The 16,943-nt window shown below is 64.0% G+C and carries 13 protein-coding genes; 12 read left to right on the forward strand and 1 reads right to left on the reverse strand.

All coding sequences use genetic code 11. The features are described from left to right. The first annotated feature begins 3 nt into the window (after nucleotides 1-3). From FHU31_RS12305 to FHU31_RS12360, 12 genes are all read left to right on the forward strand, one after another. Nucleotides 4-873 carry an SDR family oxidoreductase gene (locus FHU31_RS12305; protein ID WP_167158622.1) on the forward strand — a complete coding sequence of 290 codons (870 nt, stop codon included), beginning with the start codon at nucleotides 4-6 and terminating at the stop codon, nucleotides 871-873. After that, nucleotides 870-2,144 (forward strand): acyl-CoA dehydrogenase family protein, encoded by a 1,275-nt coding sequence (locus tag FHU31_RS12310; RefSeq protein WP_167158624.1) that lies wholly within the window; start codon nucleotides 870-872, stop codon nucleotides 2,142-2,144. Before FHU31_RS12305 ends, FHU31_RS12310 begins: the two co-directional genes overlap by 4 nt. After that, the gene (locus FHU31_RS12315) at nucleotides 2,141-2,974 is read left to right on the forward strand and encodes an alpha/beta fold hydrolase (protein WP_167158626.1); all 834 of its coding nucleotides are present in this window, start codon (nucleotides 2,141-2,143) and stop codon (nucleotides 2,972-2,974) included. The genes FHU31_RS12310 and FHU31_RS12315 overlap by 4 nt, the downstream gene beginning before the upstream one ends. Then, nucleotides 2,971-4,557, forward strand: coding sequence for an acyl-CoA synthetase (locus FHU31_RS12320; RefSeq protein ID WP_167158628.1), 1,587 nt, complete (start codon nucleotides 2,971-2,973; stop codon nucleotides 4,555-4,557). The genes FHU31_RS12315 and FHU31_RS12320 overlap by 4 nt, the downstream gene beginning before the upstream one ends. Nucleotides 4,558-4,607: 50 nt before the next feature. Beyond that, entirely contained in the window at nucleotides 4,608-5,471 is an 864-nt protein-coding gene (locus tag FHU31_RS12325; protein WP_234901414.1) for an SDR family oxidoreductase, read from the forward strand. Continuing rightward, nucleotides 5,464-6,963, forward strand: a complete 1,500-nt coding sequence (locus tag FHU31_RS12330; protein WP_167160962.1) for an aldehyde dehydrogenase family protein — start codon at nucleotides 5,464-5,466, stop codon at nucleotides 6,961-6,963. Before FHU31_RS12325 ends, FHU31_RS12330 begins: the two co-directional genes overlap by 8 nt. Before the next feature lie 118 nt (nucleotides 6,964-7,081). Next, nucleotides 7,082-7,795, forward strand: a complete 714-nt coding sequence (locus FHU31_RS12335) for a response regulator transcription factor (protein ID WP_208410211.1) — start codon at nucleotides 7,082-7,084, stop codon at nucleotides 7,793-7,795. A 56-nt stretch (nucleotides 7,796-7,851) separates the two neighbouring features. Next, nucleotides 7,852-9,267, forward strand: a complete 1,416-nt coding sequence (locus FHU31_RS32035; RefSeq protein WP_167158632.1) for a sensor histidine kinase — start codon at nucleotides 7,852-7,854, stop codon at nucleotides 9,265-9,267. A gap of 113 nt (nucleotides 9,268-9,380) precedes the next feature. Continuing rightward, on the forward strand, nucleotides 9,381-11,294 hold the full coding sequence (locus tag FHU31_RS12345; protein ID WP_167158634.1) for a TolB family protein: 1,914 nt from the start codon (nucleotides 9,381-9,383) through the stop codon (nucleotides 11,292-11,294). A gap of 18 nt (nucleotides 11,295-11,312) precedes the next feature. Further along, nucleotides 11,313-12,668 carry an NlpC/P60 family protein gene (locus FHU31_RS32040; protein ID WP_167158636.1) on the forward strand — a complete coding sequence of 452 codons (1,356 nt, stop codon included), beginning with the start codon at nucleotides 11,313-11,315 and terminating at the stop codon, nucleotides 12,666-12,668. Between the two features lie 731 nt (nucleotides 12,669-13,399). Further along, nucleotides 13,400-15,421 (forward strand): Ig-like domain-containing protein, encoded by a 2,022-nt coding sequence (locus FHU31_RS12355; RefSeq protein ID WP_167158638.1) that lies wholly within the window; start codon nucleotides 13,400-13,402, stop codon nucleotides 15,419-15,421. A 171-nt stretch (nucleotides 15,422-15,592) separates the two neighbouring features. After that, nucleotides 15,593-16,198 carry a type II toxin-antitoxin system Rv0910 family toxin gene (locus FHU31_RS12360; protein ID WP_167158640.1) on the forward strand — a complete coding sequence of 202 codons (606 nt, stop codon included), beginning with the start codon at nucleotides 15,593-15,595 and terminating at the stop codon, nucleotides 16,196-16,198. Nucleotides 16,199-16,219: 21 nt separating this feature from the next. Here the strand turns inward: FHU31_RS12360 and mntR are convergent, their stop codons facing one another. Further along, nucleotides 16,220-16,921, reverse strand: coding sequence for a manganese-binding transcriptional regulator MntR (mntR, locus tag FHU31_RS12365; protein ID WP_167158642.1), 702 nt, complete (start codon nucleotides 16,919-16,921; stop codon nucleotides 16,220-16,222). Nucleotides 16,922-16,943 lie beyond the last annotated feature (22 nt).

Here is a 16,943-nt window from a genome sequence, read left to right on the forward strand (position 1 = left end):
CATATGGGAGCACTGGACGGGCGCGTTGCCGTCATCACCGGCGCAGGTCGGGGGATCGGGCGCGAGCATGCACTGCTGTTCGCCGCAGAGGGAGCCAGCGTCGTGGTGAACGATCTGGGCGGCACCAACTCCGGGGACGGCACCGACGCTGGCCCGGCGCACGAAGTCGTCGCCGAGATCCGGGCGGCCGGAGGCGCCGCCGTTGCCCATACCGAGAACATAGCTACCTGGGACGGCGCCCAGTCGCTGGTGCAGCAGGCAGTCGACGAGTTCGGGCGGCTCGATGTGGTGGTGAACAATGCCGGCATCCTGCGGGACGCGTTCATCCCCACGATGGCTGAATCCGATTGGGACGCCGTGATCGCGGTACATCTCAAGGGTCACTTCTCGGTGCTGCGCCACGCTGCGGCGTACTGGAAGGCGCAGTCCAAGGCGGGTGATCAGCCCAACGCGGCGGTGATCAATACCGCATCGGGATCGGGTACCACGATTCCCAATGCCGGGCAGGCCAACTACGGGGCCGCCAAGGCCGCCATCGCGGCGCTGACCTTGGTCGGGGCCGATGAGTTGGAACGCTACGGTGTGCGTGTCAATGCCATCGCCCCGATCGCGCGGACCCGGCTCACCCTGGCGACTCCAGGAATGGGTGCGTTGATGGCAGAGCCGGACGACGGCGAGGTCGACCTGTTCAGCCCTGCCAACATTTCACCACTGGTGGCCTATCTTGCGACTGAGAAGTGCCCGGTGACGGGTCAGGTGTACGCCGTTCAAGGCGGTGCGATCTCGCAACTGCGAGGTTGGCACGATACTGAGACCATCGAGACCGACGGGCTGTGGCGCATCGATGATATCGCTGGGCGGCTGCCGTCATGATCGAATGGTCCGATACCGATGTGATCATGCGGGATACCGTCCGCGAGTTCATCGACAAGGAGATCAGACCGCACCTGGATGTCCTGGAGCGTGGAGAGATGTCTCCGTATCCGTTGGCTCGCAAGCTGTTCAGCGAATTCGGTCTTGACGCCATGGCCGCCGAAGCAGTCAAGACGATGCTGGACAAGCAACGGGCCAAAGAGACGGCCGTCGCTGCCGGCGCAACCGCCACGGACAAGGTCTCCCACGAGGGAGGTGGTCTCGGCGATATCGGTGCGCAGGCGTCGATGGCCGCGGTGATGGTCTCCGAACTCGCCGGCGTGAGCATCGGCCTGCTCAGCACCATCGGTGTCAGTCTGGGACTGGGCGCGGCAACCATCATGAGTCGCGGCACGCTGGCACAGAAGGAGCGCTGGCTGCCCGAACTGATGACCTTGGACAAGATCGCGGCGTGGGCGATCACCGAGCCGGATGCCGGCTCGGATGCCTTCGGCGGTATGAAGACCACCGTCAAGCGCTCCGGTGATGGTGACGGGGCCTATATCCTCAACGGACAGAAGACGTTCATCACCAACGGCCCGGAGGCCGGCATTCTGATCGTCTACGCCAAGCTCGACGATGGCAGCGGTATCGATCGACGGGACCGCCCGGTGCTGACGTTCGTGCTCGACGCGGGGATGCCCGGACTGACTCAGGGCAAAGCGTTCAAGAAGATGGGCATGATGTCCTCGCCGACCGGTGAGCTCTTCTTCGACAACGTCCGGCTCACCCCGGACCGGTTGCTCGGAGAAACGGAGTCCCACACCGGCGGCGACGGACGCGACAGCGCTCGAGCCAGTTTCGCAGCCGAACGGGTAGGGGTCGCGCTGATGTCGCTCGGCATCATCAACGAGTGCCACCGGCTGTGCCTGGACTACGCAAAAACCCGCACGCTGTGGGGTAAGCAGATCTCGACCTTCCAGCTGATCCAGCTCAAGCTGGCCAAGATGGAGATTGCCCGGATCAACGTGCAGAACATGGTGTTCCAGACTTTGGAGCGCCTGAAACATGGCTCACTACCCAGCCTTTCAGAGGCGTCAGCGATCAAGCTGTACTCCTCGGAGGCGGCCACCGAGGTGGCGATGGAGGCCGTGCAGCTATTCGGCGGTAACGGCTACATGGCCGAGTACCGGGTGGAACAACTCGCCCGTGACGCCAAGTCGCTGATGATCTACGCGGGCAGCAACGAGGTACAGGTCACCCACATTGCCAAGGGCCTGCTCGCCGGATGATCGCCGAATCTCGGGCCACCTACAACGGTGTGGGCACCCGGGTGCTATCGGTGTCCGGGTGCGGAACCCCGGTGATCCTGCTGCACGGTTACGCCGACAGCGCGGACACCTGGCGGGCCGTGCTCGCCCGGCTAGCGGCAGCCGGGCGACGGGCGCTGGCCGTCGACCTGCCCGGCTTCGGCCGGGCAGGTCGACGCCGGTCGGGTCCGATGCTCCCACAGTTCGACTCCTTCGCCGACGCCCTGCTCGACGATACGGGACCCGCAGTCCTGGTGGGGAATTCACTGGGCGCGGCTACGGCGGTGCGCGCCGCCGATCGCCGTCCGGACGTTGTGCGGGCACTGGTGGCTTTGGATGATCCGATCAACGCCAGGCACTGGTTGGCCCGCGCCGCGCGCTACCGTGAGGTTCCGACCGGGTTTTGGCGCACTGCAGCTCGGCTACCCATACCCGCGGTCACGTTACGTTGGGCAACCGAGCGGGGCGTGCGTCGGGTGCTCTACGGTCCGGGCGCGCCCGCGGACCCCGATGTGCTCGCCCGGTGGAACCGGACGGTGGCCAGTCAGGCCGCGGTCGCTAACCTCGGCCGATACGCCCTTCAGTACGCACGTGAGACCGCGGCCGGTCACTGTGGCGTCCGCGTCAGCTGCCCGACGGTCGTGGTGCACGGAGCCAGAGACAGAATCATCCCAGTCGACGCGAGCCGCGTTCTACATCAACAGATTCCGGGGAGCGAACTGGTGGTCCTTCCGGGATCGGGACACTGCCCGCAACTCGACGATCCAGATGCCGTCGCGCGACTGATCGTCGCGCTGAAAGGTGATACATGACAAGGATTCTGCGCCACCTGCGTGATATCGCTTCGGCTGCCCTGGTCTTACAGCACAGGGGAATGGTCGACGTTCGCAAACCGCACCAGGCGCTGCGCGCCTCCCAGGCACTGCGGCGCTACGGGTCGTTCGGTGGACTCTCGGAACATACCGCAGCGAGATACGGAGATGCCCCGGCACTCACGGACGAGGACGGCACCCTGAGCTTCCGTGAACTCGAGGATACTTCCAATGCACTGGCGCGCGGATTAGGCGAGCGCGGTGTCACCGGCGTGATCGGCCTGCTGGTTCGTAACCACCGCGGCCTGCTGTTGGCGCTGTTCGCCGCCGGGAAGCTGGGCGTCAAGGTGGTGCTGTTGAACACCGGATTCGCTGCCCCTCAGTTGACCGACGTGTGCCGACGGGAGAATGTCACCGTCGTCATCGCCGATGAGGAATACCGTGGCTTGCTCGATACTCTCTCACCGGATATCGATCAGATAGTCGGCTGGTCCGGCGCGGGTTTGGCGTCATTGGCCGCCGGGCGGTCGGTGGCGCGCCTGCCCGTTCCGGGGGGCGTCGGTGGCATGGTTCTGCTGACCAGCGGCACAACCGGCGTCCCCAAGGGCGCACCTCGCAACAAGGTGAGCCCGCTGCAGTCTGCGCAACTGCTCGACCGCATTCCGTGGCCGAAGGGTGGCGCGTACTACGTTGCCGCGCCGATGTTCCACGCCACCGGGCTGGCTACCTGCGCACTTGGTCTCGCGCTCGGGAACCGGGTTGTGTTGGCCAGACGATTCGACGCCGAGGCCACCCTCGCTGCGATCGAGCGTCACCGGGTCGAGGCGCTGATTCTCGTGCCCACCATGCTGGTCCGTATCCTCGATGTAGGGCCCGAGGTGCTGGCTCGCTACGACACGTCATCGCTGAAAGTCGTGTTCGCGGCGGGTTCGGCGCTGTCGCCGGACCTGTGCCGGCGGACCGCTGAGACCTTCGGAGACGTTCTCTACAACTTGTACGGGTCTACCGAGGTGGCGGTTGCCGCAGTGGCGACACCGAGCGAATTGCGCGCTGCTCCCGGTACGGTGGGGCGACCGCCAGTTGGCTGCACGCTGGCCGCCTATGACGAGCAGCGGCGCAGGATCACCCAACCGGGCTGCGTCGGAACGCTCTTCGTATCGAGTGGACTGAGCTTCACGGGCTACACAGATGGCGGGCAGAAGGAGTCCGTCGACGGATTGCTCTCCTCGGGGGACACCGGCCACTTCGACGCGGACGGACTGTGGTTTGTCGACGGTCGCGACGACGAGATGATCGTCTCAGGTGGCGAGAACGTCTTCCCGCTCGAAGTCGAGAACCTGCTTGCCGGGCACCCCGCGGTGCTCGATGTGGCCGTCGTGGGCGTGGACGACCTTGACTTCGGAAAACGTCTGCGTGCGTATGTCGTAGGTGTTCCGGGCGTGAAATTGGCTGCCGACGACATCAGAAGCTATGTGCGGACATATCTGGCACGGCACAAGGTGCCACGCGATGTGGTCTTCCTTGACGCGTTGCCACGCAACGAAACAGGAAAGCTCCTCAAGGTTCAGCTCGGGCGGGAGTGAACGGGGAAGGTGCGCCGATTCGAATTCGCTATCAGAGGGGATGTTCAATGATGCGTCGCTATCACAATATTCACCGGATCGTTGCGGTGACCGGTGGTGCCCGTGGTATAGGTCGCGCCACCGCCAAGGCATTCGCGGGAGCAGGAGCTCGAGTCGCCATCGGTGACATCGATGGCGATCTGGCAGCCCATGTCGCGCACGAGATATCCAGGGCGACCGGCGGACAGGTGTGCGGATTACCCCTAGACGTCACTGATCGATCTGCCTTCACGGATTTTCTGGACGCGGCCGAGTCTCGATTGGGCCCGCTCGACACGCTGGTCAACAATGCCGGCATCATGCCCACCGGGTTGTTCTCCGACGAGGACGACACGATGACCGACCTCATGGTGTCCATCAACCTCGCAGGTGTGCTGAACGGGTCCAAACTGGCAGTGCGGAGGTTCTCCGGACGCACCGGCCGCATCGTCAACATCGCCTCGCTGGCGGGCATCAGCGCGCACCGCGGTGTAGCCACGTACTGCGGCACCAAACATGCAGTGGTCGGGTTCTCGGATTCGCTTCGCCTCGAACTGCGCGATAGCGGAATCGGTGTGACGCTGGTCCTTCCGGGGTTGGTGCGAACAGATCTGTCGGCAGGGAGCGGAACACCGCTGTGGGTCCGACCGGTCAGCGAAGTGGATCCCGAGGATGTGGCTTCGGCTGTCGTCGACGCAGTTGTGCGTGGTCGTGACAAGGTCGTGGTGCCGCGATCGCTCGGTGTCCTGCTCGGAGCCGTGCAACTGCTGCCGACGCGTGTGCGCAGCAGATTGGAACGGTTGGCGCATCTCGACGCCGCCTTCACCGCCACGGATTCGGATGCCCGGGCGCGCTACCACGGGCGGATTCTGGAGACCAGACGTGACAATGTTTGACGTCACGGCGCCGGCAACGGGTCAGATCGTGGGGCGGGTGGCCGATATGACCGGCGACGACGTGGTCGCGGCGGTCGACAATCTGCATGCTTCGCAAGGTGATTGGGCAGATATGGCCGTCACGCAACGTGTTCGGTGGCTTCATCGATATCGAGACTGGCTATTGGATCATGAGGACGCGCTCGCAAAGTTGCTGCAGGATGAGACTGGGAAGCCCTGGGCAGAAGCGAATCTGGAGATTCCCTATATTGTCGAAGCAATCAACTACTACGGGCGGCTGGCGCCTGGCCAGCTACGGTCGAAGGCCGTCAGAAGACACGGCCCTCTGGCGCTGGGCAAGAGCCAGATGCTGCGCTGGCACCCGTATCCGGTGGTCGGCATCATCACCCCGTGGAACTTCCCGCTCGGTTTGTCGCTGCTGGACGCGGTTCCGGCATTGGTCGCCGGCGCCGCCGTGGCGATCAAGCCGTCGGAATACACCCCGTTGACGGTTTGTGCTGCAGTGCGCGGATGGGCGGCAATCGGTGCACCGCCGGTGCTTTCGGTATGTACTGGCGGTGCGGTGGCTGGTGGTGCTCTTGTCGACAGCGTGGACTATATCCAGTTCACCGGCTCGTCCGCCACCGGCCGCGTTGTCGCGCACCGGGCTGCGGAACGGCTCATTCCCTGCGGGCTGGAACTTGGCGGCAAGGACGCGCTGATCGTCCGGGCTGATGCCAATCTCGACCGTGCCGCCAACGCGGCGGTCTGGGGCGCGGTGGCCAATGCAGGACAGATGTGTACCTCCATCGAACGCGTCTACGTCCACGCCGATATCCATGACAGATTCGTTTCCCTGGTCGCCGCCAAGGTCGGTGAGCTACGAGTCGGCTGCGACGATCGTAGATACCGATTCGATGTCGGGCCCCTGACCACCGCGGCGCAGTGGGGGGTGGTCAGTGCACATGTGGACGACGCCCTTCGCAAGGGCGCCAGGGTGGCTGGCGCCGGCCGGGTGCCGTCGTGTCCGAGTTCGTCCAACCTGTATCCACCGATCGTGCTGGTCGATGTCGACCATTCGATGAGCTGTATGCGGGACGAGACGTTCGGTCCGATCCTGCCGGTGATGCGATTCACCACCGATGACGAAGCGATTGCCTTGGTCAACAACTCTCGGTACGGACTGTCCGCCACGATATTCGCCGAGGATGTCGAGCTTGCGCACCGGATGGCGCATCGGCTCGATGTGGGTGCCGTCAACATCAACGACGTTTTCGCGAATCTGTTCACCCTGGCGCTCCCGCAAGGGGGCCGCGGTGAATCGGGTGTCGGTACCCGGAACGGTAGCGGTGCCGTCTATAAGTACTGCCGGCCACAAGCGGTGGTGACCGCACGGTTCCGGCCGCGCCGCGAACCGACCTGGTATCCGTATGCGCCGCTGCGTGGGGCGTTCGTGCATCGGGTATCGCGCATCCTTGGTGCGCGCGATGTCATCCGACAGTTTTGCCGGTGACGGCGCCCCCGGTTTCCAAGCCGGCAGGGCCAGGCTCCGCGTGTCGTATGCGAGTCGTAGATCGATAACATGCGTTCCCCTTAGTATGTTTGTGACGGCGGGATGACGGGAGTCGGCGGTGTACAGTGACCTGCGGCAACCGGCACATCCACCCGCAACGGTGTTGGTGGTCGACGACGATCAGGGCATCTGTGACCTGCTGGAATCGGTGCTGGACCTTGCCGGATACTCGGTGCTGCGGGCCAACGACGGACTGAAGGCCGTCACCGTGTTGTCCACCCATGAGGTTGACCTGGCGTTAGTCGATATCGGCTTGCCGGACGTCGATGGCATCACTCTGATTCCGCGTATCCACCAGCGGAGCCCGACGACAGCGATCATTCTGCTCACCGCCCGAAATGACATCGAGTCCAAGGTGGGTGCTCTTCGCGGCGGGGCTGACGACTATGTCACCAAACCGTTTCATCCGACTGAGGTCGTTGCCCGTATCGAGGCTGTGCTGCGCCGGTCCCATGACGGAGACGGAGAACGGTTGTCCTACGGTGACCTGACGGTTGATCTGCAGCGCCTGATCGTCGAACGTGCGGGACATCCGGTGGCATTGACGCCGACGGAGCTGAGACTGCTGGTCTACCTTCTGCGCAACGCCGAGCGTGTCGTGTCGCGCAGTCAGATCCTCGATCAGGTGTGGCAATACAGCTTTCAGGGCGAAGGTGTCGTGGTCGAGAAGGTGGTGTCGAACCTACGCAAGAAGGTCGATGCCAACGGGGAGCCGCTGATTCAGACCGTGCGTGGATTCGGATATACCTTGCGCCGGAGCGCCGGTTCGTGAGAGTTGGTCCGTTTCGCAGACGGGTGCCGCGGGGCTTGCCGTCCATGGTGGCAACTGTGCGAAGCCGGACCGTGGCGATCCTGTGCATTGCTGTACTGCTGATCTCGGCGACGGCAGTGCTCGGACTGGCCTCGCTGCTCGACCTTTACACCCGTAGGCAGGTCGATCTGGCGGCGGGCGTCCTTGCGTTTGTCGGTTCGGGCCGGCAGCAGTCGCAGATCATCGATCCCGACCAGTTCGCCGCGCGAATGCCCTCGACGGCAACGATTGTATTTGCCGACGGTGGTGGTACTCGGGTGGTGTGGTCGACCGCGCCGGGTGATCCCGCGGCAGGCGAACTCGAGCGGCTGCTTCAGTCCGTCGCATCCGGTGGCGTCGTCGATGTGCCGTTTGTGCAGCACATGGTCAAGGCGCAGCTGCTGCGGTTCGGTACTCCGGTGTTGTTGCAAGACAAGGTGACCGGCGAGCTGAGAGCGGCGGACTCAGCTGTCGTGGCGCTGGGAACCCGTTCATCGGTGAAGCTGCTTCGCGTGATGATCGGGGTATCGGCGGCGATCACGGTCGTCACGATGGTAGGGGCTGCGCTTGCCGTGACGATCATGGTGCGGGCCACGATGCGTCCGCTCAGCCGGCTGGCGGACCTGGTCGGTGCGCTCGGTGATCGTCCGCCCGTCGGGTCCCTGCGACGTGGCCGCGTGAGCATGAGTCGGTACCAGGAGTCCTCGACGCTCGCGAATGCCATTGCAGGTTTGGTCGACCGTCGCGCCCGGATCGAAGCCGAACTGCGCGAGTTCGTCGCGAACGCATCACATGAATTGCGGACGCCGCTCACCAAGATCCAGGGTTGGTCCGAACTCCACTTCCAAACGCCGCCGCAGGCGGAGCGCACCGAGCGCGCCATGCGCAGCATCGTGGAGGAATGCGACCGGATGCGTGGTCTGCTCGACCAGCTGACGCTGCTGGCCCGCGCCGAGGCGCCCCAGCAGCTACCCACCGAACATGTCGACGTGTGCGCGCTGTGCGCCGTGGTGGCCGAGGATGTCGCGGTCGTTGCTCCGGACCGACGCGTGACAACGCGGCTCCCGAGTGATCCGGTGTTCGTGGTTGCACACGAAGACCGGCTCGCTCAGGTCCTACGCAATGTGGTCGGCAACAGCCTTGCCCATGCCGGCGACGACGCCGTGGTCGATATTGCCGTCGAGACGGATGACCTTTCGGTCCGAATAGTGCTGTCCGACAACGGAGTGGGAATTCCTGCGGTGTACAGGGCGCGGGTGTTCGACCGCTTCTTCACCAGGACCCGGGGGACCGGGTCCGGCAGTGGTCTCGGGCTGTCGATCGTGCAGGCGATTGTCAGCGGCTACGGGGGATCCGTGCAACTGTGGTCGGAACCAGGCAGGGGAACAAAGGTGACGATCGCACTTCCTCGTGTTCGTCGCACATCCGGCGGGGGGCTGAGGATCGACAGGTAATCGTCAGGAAACCATCCAGGGTCGGTAAAGCGGAAGCGGTCGACTTATGGACGACCGGGCCAGTTCACCTCAGTGTCCCGGATCGCACGTTCCCGACGACTGAAGGAAGTTCCATGGTTGCGCATTCACCGCACAGGGTTGTCATCGGCGCAATGGCCGCCTGGTCGATCCTCGCGCTAGGATCCGTGATTTCGGCGCCGCAGGCGCTACCGGCACCTGCCGGTGCTCCACCGCCGGCCTCGCCGGCGCTGGAGCCCTTCAGTGTCGAGAAAGTCATCCAATTCCAGTTGCCTTCGGGGGTGACGGCCAACACCGCCGACTTGAGTCCCGACGCACAGCACCTGCTTGTCGAGGTTGTGGTCGACGGAAAAACACAGGTGGCATCGACAAACCTGGACGGCGCCGACTATCAATGCATCTCGTGCGGAACAGCGACGAATGCCACCAAAGTCCTTGCACTGGAAGATAGTAAGCGAATCTGGTACGCGGACACTTCCGGGCAGCAGTCGACGGATGACCCTGGCAGCGGGGGCACAGGCAGTATCAATTACTCCCTTCTTGAGTGCTCGCCGTCGATCTACGACTGCCGGCAGAAGAGCAACACGAAGGTGAAGTTCCCTTCCGACAAGCGGAACCTGCCTGCGCAGAATCGCGAGGCCAAGCCGGATCCGTTCGGGGAGTACGTCACGTGGAACGAGGTGTCAGCCATCGAAGGCACCCGGATGAGTATCGCCAAGTTGGCGAAGACCGATAAAGGATACGAGCTGACCGATCAGCGGGTCTTCAGCCCTCCGTGGGTCAAGAAGTCCGACTTCGCCGCCGATCGAGAGAATGCCATGCGGTTCTACGAGGGTGCCAGTTGGCATGAGGGCGGTCGGATCCTGAAGTACCAGGAGACTTCGACCGGTCTCAACTACGACATCTACCTGCTGGATACGGCCACTGGGGAACGGAGACAGCTGACCACCGATCTGGACTACAACGAGGCTGCAGATATCGCCCCGGATGGTAGGACCGTGTATTTCACCTCGGCCCGCGGTCTCGACCGAATGGATGTCTTCACGGCATTGCAGAGGCCGTCTCTGATCGACAGCGGGGCATTCGGCCAGATTGCCAGGGTGAGCCTGTGGAACAACCGCCGCTGCATGAACGAGCCGTGGATGATGCAGATGGATCCGGGGCAACAACTCGGCGGATACTCCGGGCAACCCATCATCATCGACCCGGCCTGGACGGTGCGGGGGTGGAGTTGGTTTCCCGATTCCACGCGTGCAGTCATCAACGAACAGGAACGGCCCGCAGATAGTCAAGGTCCGGGTGCGCCCGACACACCTTGGCGGACAAGCATCGTCCGGTTCTCGACCCGCAATGCAACCGCACCGATGTCACCGGTGCACCAGAACCCGGCGGCGATAGCAAAATGGTCCGTGCCGATCAAAGACTTCAACCCCATGATGGGCAGGCAAGCTCCGCTCAAGGTGCTCAAGGGCAAGAAGTCCGGAACCGCAACGATTCAGTACCTGGGTGCCTACGCCATCGGATCGTATGCCGTTGCCTACAAGAACTACTCGGATGACGGCAAGACGTTCATCGATGGAACAGAGCGGATTGTGGTCCCGTACGCCGCGGCAAGCGCCGAATGGTCGGCGGACCTCACGAGTAAAGGTGAACGCTCTGGTTATCTGAAGGGCAACATCACTATCGGCGCGCAGAACAAGTACTCCGGTGAGGTGACTTCCGAGATCAACGGCAAGAGGTACTCCGGCATCCCGACGCAGGGGGATTGTCCTTCTCCCGGAATGCCCGCGCTGGCGGTATCAGCATCGGATGGCGGCGTGCAGGTCACCGCAACCGTGTCCGAGGACGCGAATCCACGGCCCGTCCGGGGTGCCAAGGTCACTGCAGGCTCGGCCAGTGCGACGACCGATGACCGCGGATTCGCACGTATCGCGGTACCCGCCGGAACCACCGTGAACGCCCAAGCCGACGGCTTCAAGGCGACGTCCACCGAGGTTGCCGGCTCCTGATACGGGCTCGGCCCGGCCGTGCAGCGCACCGAACGCACGGCCGGGTCGGTTCCGCCTGCAATCGTTGCCCGTCGGAAGGTCGATGAAATGAAATCAGCAATCTCCCTGGGGCTGGTAGTGCTGGTACTTCTCCTGTCCGGCAGGGCACATGCGGCTCCCACAACCATCGACGTCGATGCGCTGACCACACTGGTGAGTGCGGTCGCCGAGGCCGAACAGAACGTGCACCGTGTGCAGGCACTGGCCGCCCAGGATCGGGAAAGGGTCAATGCCTTCATTGCCGACGCGGCGCAGGCGCGAGTTGCGGCGGACGAGGCGCACCGAAACGAACTGCGGGCGAGCGGAGCGCTCGGTGACGCGGAGGGACGACTGGACTTGTTGCAGAAGGGATTCGACCGCTTTGCGGCTGCGAGCTATGTGTACGGCCCCATCGCCTCTGCTGAAACGATCGCTGACCCGGCTGAGCTGATGGCAACCGCTGCGCTGACGGAATCGATAGTCCTCAGTAGGAAGAATGCCGCCGACGATCTGTCGGAGGCGCGAACTCGGCGGGTGGACGACCTGCAACGCGCTCGGGCGGCGGCGGAAGAATCTGAGCGCGCGTTGGTCGAGACAGAAGAGCGCCGCGCTGATGCCGTCAGGGCGCTAGCGAATTCGCAGCATGCGGCTGCCGACTGGCAGCGCACGTTGAATGAGCTGGTGGCGCAGCGTAATCAGCTGCAGGAGAGGCTCGATGCGGTCACCGGTAGCCATGAGAACATGCCACAAGACCCGAGTCCGGTCCCTGTGCCGCAGTCGTCCTCCGACCCGACGGAAGCGGTCGACCGGTTGCTCGCGCTCGCGGAGACATCGTCTCATGCCACCGCCGCCATGGGCCGTACCTTCTTGGCGCGATTGAGTACATCGGCACAGGATATTCCGGCACTGCCGGCTCGACCGACCTCATCGGGCCCTATACCCGTGAGTGCGGGAAGGCGGGCAAGCGAATACGTCATCGCGCGAGCCCTGACGCAGCGGGGCGTGGATTATTCCTGGGGCGGCGGCACTGCGACGGGGCCCAGCCGCGGTATCGGCGGGGGCGCCGACACGGTGGGCTTCGATTGCTCAGGGTTGATTCTGTACGCGTTCGCGGGGGTAGGGATCGAACTTCCGCACTTCTCCGGCCGGCAGTACGAGTTGGGCAGAAAGATCCCGGTGGCCCAGATGCGCCGAGGCGATGTCGTCTTCTACGGCGAGGGCGGCGGACAGCACGTGGCGCTCTATCTCGGCGACAACGTGATGGTGGAGGCGCCGACTCCGGGCGGTGTCGTCACTGTGTCGCCACTGCGTACCAGCGATATGGCCCCGTACGCGGTGAGGTACATCGAGTCCTGAGCACCCAGGGAAGGGGGCACCGCCGGGGGACGATTTCGGCCGGCAAGGTGATGAGGTGCGACAGGAATCATCGGAACCGACAATTTCTTGCCATGGTCGGATCGGTCGCCTACAGTTCGCAGCATATACATGCAGTCGAGTATGTATGTATCTGTCGCTGGACGAAGACATGTGGAGGTATCGTGCCGAATCGCCCCGAAGCCAGACCGCTTTCCTATGCCGGAGGTGCCCACGCCGATGCTGATCCCGGTCTTCGCGCGCGCAGAGACGCCGTGTCACCGGCGGATCTCGGCTGGGGAGACAAGCTCGTGCCTGCGGTCAAGTACGGCTCGGTGGCTCTGGCAACTGTCGCCGCGCTGGCGCTGGGTCCTGGCCATGGTTTCGCCCATGCTGACGCTTCGGAAAGCGATTCGACCGCGCACGGCGGGGCGTCTGCGTCGGTCTCGAGTCAAGGGGACGCGTCAACCGATCCCGCTGCAAAGTCGCGGTCGGGTAGGAAACATCCTGCAACGCAGCCGAAATCGAGAACTCAGTCGAGCCGCGAAGAGTCCGGTGGCGGATCCGGCCAGTCCGCCCAAGATTCGGAGACCGGCCCCGCATCTGATAGGCGGAATGACGTCTCGTTGCCAACGCCAGGCGGTGCGCCCCGGCGAGATGTGCCTTCGGAGAACGAAGCTGATGGGTCGGAACGAGCAGGCGGCAGGGATGTTCCCACGCACGCAGCGCGTCCGGTGAAACCGTTTCATCGCACTGCGCCTGGCGCGAACGATTCGTCTTCTTCGGTTGGGGTCTCGGGGAGGCCTAGGTCTGCCACGGAGAGTGCGGCCGTCACACCGACGCCCGTCGGTATCGCCAGAGTCGCTGCCTCGGTCACGAATCCACTCATCGACACTGGACCGGCCGGCAAGCCTGTCGAGCCTCCCTTCGCGTCAGCGCTGCTGGCCTGGGTCAGGCGGTCATTCTTCAACAAATCACCATCGCTGCACTACGACCCCACCATCAACGTGCAGGCACAGTACGGTGTCGTCACCGGCAACATCGGTGCCGTGGACCCAGAAGGCGACGTGATTGCGTACAAGCTGGTGAAGGGCCCTCAACACGGCATCGTCACCATCGATCAAGCCAGCGGAAGCTTCACCTACACACCTGATCTGGACTACGCGCAGGCGGGCGGTAGCGATTCGTTCGTGGTGAAGGTGACTGACAACGTGTGGAGCGTTCGCGATCTCTTCCGCTGGGATCACGGTTCGCGTAAGGCGGTCATTGGGCTCAGTGTCGACAGCATCCTGCCCAGTGCGCAGCGCTTCGTCGTGCCGCTACCTGACGACATCCTCCAGCCGCAGAATGCTGCCTTCACCGCGGACGGACAGGCGCTCGTTTTCCGCGCGACGCCAGCGGGTGGCACCCGCTCGGAGATCTATCGGGTGAACCTCGACGGAACGGGCTTGCAGTGTCTCACCGCGGGTCTCGCACCCGATCTCACGACGAATCTGTCAAAGCCGTTCGTCTTCGATGACGGCAATCGCGTGCTGTTGAGCGCGGGAACGCAATCCGATTCGGGCGGGGAAACCGCCGACCACTACATCCTCGAGTGTGCGGGTGGGGTCAGCTCCTGTGGAGCTGGATCGACGCTGCTTCAGATCAGAGTGCCAACCACCGTGGCACCGGGCGTGACGGTCATACAAAAGGAGCGGGAGTTGCGAGTCGCCCCCGACGGCATCCACGTCGGCTTCACTCAGTTGTTGGGCGCGGGCACGGCCACGCAATTGGTGTCGTCGGTGGGCACCCTGCAGCGTTCCGATACGGGATACGACGTCGAGGACGCCCGAGTGGTGTACGTCGGAGGTGAGCTGAAAAACTTCACGCCGGACGGTAAGGGTGTCATGGTGACAGACTTTTCCGGCAAGTACGAAGCCGGAAACGCCGACGACGTCCTTGTCGACCTGGGCTCCGGGCGGGTATCTCGAATTACCGGGAACCTCGATTACGACGAGTCGGTCGACATGTCACCCAACGGGGAATGGCTGGCGGTCGGCAGCTCGCGAACAAGGGACTATCTCACCCCGATGTCGCAGATCGTTCGTCCCACGTTCGTTCCTGCTTACGTTGTCTTCCCCACGTTTCAGGCAAAGAAGGGCACGCTCAACCAAGCCTGGGTCGTTTCGCGTGAGGGTGAGCTTGCCGGTGAGAACGGAGTGTTCCTCGGCGACCCGAGCGGAGCATATATCTCTGTTCCGGTGGCAAATTGGAGTCCGGATGGCGACAGCATCGCGTTCTGGGAGCGCAGTTCGACCGATCCGACCGATACCCGCTTGGTGGTGGCGCAGCTGCACAATATTGACGGCGGAACGATGCCGTCCGATATCGCCACCCCCGATACGTCGTCGTGGGCGCCGGCGCTGTCGACCGTTGTGCCGAAGCAGACCCCGTTGGAGCCCTCGCGGGCGGGCAGGGTGGGGGGACGGGCCGACGTGGTCACCACCAAAAACGGCAATATCACCACAACAGTCGTGACCTACACCGATTTCGAAGACGAGTCGGGCATGATCCTCAACGGCAGCGAGTCGACGACGAACAACCCGACCTACACCAACATCACCTACAGCGCGAATATCACCGTCACCGGTTTCGACGGCACCGAGCGGGGTTACCTGACGGCGGAGAACGTCAAGATCGTCAATCAGCTGTCGATGACGGGCACGGTTGAGTCGTCGCTCGATGGAAATCATCTGACGATGGGCACGCCCGTCTGAAACCACAGACGGTGTCGACCTACCGTGATTCACCACAGCCCCATGTGCCACATCCGAAACACGCGTCCGGCGTGTTGTCGTCCATCCCGGTGTCGTGACCAATTCGAGATCAGCACCACAAGAATTCACGGGAACCGCGGTCGTGCGGGTTGCGTTGTTCAAGATATGACGATGCAGCTGCCCGCTCATCCCTCCGAGTGGTTCGGATACGCCGCGGACCACAGCGATGGACGGCGCCTTGTGTCGCGACGAGACCGCGCACGGATCTTCCCGCACCGCGAACGTGAAGCGCCCGTCGGCTATATCGATGCATCGCAGCATCTGTCCGCTTCCCCGGCAGCGGTGTGGCAGGTACTCACGGACCCCCGCACCTGGGGTCAGTGGTTCGCCGTGCACGACAGCTGGGTCACGCAGCCGCCTGCCACCGTCGCCGCGGGTACCCGGCTCAGCGCCAAGCTGCGCATGCTGGGCGTCACCAACACCCTGGACTGGGTTGTCGAGTCGGTCGACGAGGGCACCCGAATCGAATTGGCCGCTACCGGCGCCGAGGGACTGTCGGTGCGGTTGATGTTCCGCGTGTCACCCGCGGGTTCGGGGTCGTGGATCACCGCCAGCGGACAGTTCAGCGCCGCGCTGCTGAGTCCGGCGCTGCTGGAGGCCGTCGAGGCCGACGGCGTCTGCCGGCTGGTCGACAGCCTGGCCGGGCTGGACATGCGCGCCCGCGAAGTGCAGGCCCGCGCTGCGTCGGCGCGCCCGAAGTTGCGCCTGGTGCGTTAGCCGACCGGGTCATCGAGCTCGCTAGGGGACAACCCAAATCGCCTGTGCCGCAGGGCTTCCCAAGTCGACGGTAGTTTGAGCGTCGTCCTCGGTGCCGTCGCCTTCGATACCCACCGAGATCATGCCGGCGAAGTCACGCCGGGCCAGCACGCGTAACCGCGAGTCCAGGCTGATGCCCACACTGTCGAAGTAGCGCAGCATCTCCGGGTCGGCATCGGAGATGCGTGCCACGGTCCCCGTATCGCCGTCGTTGCATGCCGACAACTGGCGGGCCGGCGGTGTGGGCACCCTGCCGTCGGCGGCCGGGATCGGATCTCCGTGTGGATCACGGGTGGGGAAGCCCAGCTTGGCGTCGATGCGGTCCAGCATGCGGTCGGAGACCGCGTGCTCGAGGATCTCGGCCTCGTCGTGCACCTCGTCCCAGCCGTAGCCGAGTTCGCGCACCAAGAACGTCTCCATCAATCGGTGTCGGCGCACCATCGCCAGCGCGGCACGCCGGCCGGCGTCGGTCAGTGTCACCGCGCCGTACTTCTCGTGATCGACGAGGCCCTGATCGGCGAGCTTGCGGATCGATTCGGACGCCGTGCTCGCCGACACGCCGATCCGTTCGGCGAGCAGCTTGGTGCTCACCTTTTCCCTGGACCACTCCTGCGCGGTCCAGATGACTTTCAGGTAGTCCTGCGCAACCGTCGTCAGGTCGTGCGGGTTGCCGTTGGGACTCACGTGGACCTCACACCGAGAAAGT

The sequence above is a fragment of the Mycolicibacterium fluoranthenivorans genome (assembly GCF_011758805.1).
In the GTDB taxonomy this organism is placed as follows: Bacteria; Actinomycetota; Actinomycetes; order Mycobacteriales; family Mycobacteriaceae; genus Mycobacterium; species Mycobacterium fluoranthenivorans.

Bases quoted from the DNA above. Each gene is read 5' to 3' on its own strand.
- FHU31_RS12305 (WP_167158622.1), top strand. From the start codon at position 4: ATGGGAGCACTGGACGGGCGCGTTGCCGTCATCACCGGCGCAGGTCGG.
- FHU31_RS12310 (WP_167158624.1), top strand. From the start codon at position 870: ATGATCGAATGGTCCGATACCGATGTGATCATGCGGGATACCGTCCGC.
- FHU31_RS12315 (WP_167158626.1), top strand. From the start codon at position 2,141: ATGATCGCCGAATCTCGGGCCACCTACAACGGTGTGGGCACCCGGGTG.
- FHU31_RS12320 (WP_167158628.1), top strand. From the start codon at position 2,971: ATGACAAGGATTCTGCGCCACCTGCGTGATATCGCTTCGGCTGCCCTG.
- FHU31_RS12325 (WP_234901414.1), top strand. From the start codon at position 4,608: ATGCGTCGCTATCACAATATTCACCGGATCGTTGCGGTGACCGGTGGT.
- FHU31_RS12330 (WP_167160962.1), top strand. From the start codon at position 5,464: ATGTTTGACGTCACGGCGCCGGCAACGGGTCAGATCGTGGGGCGGGTG.
- FHU31_RS12345 (WP_167158634.1), top strand. From the start codon at position 9,381: ATGGTTGCGCATTCACCGCACAGGGTTGTCATCGGCGCAATGGCCGCC.
- FHU31_RS12360 (WP_167158640.1), top strand. From the start codon at position 15,593: ATGCAGCTGCCCGCTCATCCCTCCGAGTGGTTCGGATACGCCGCGGAC.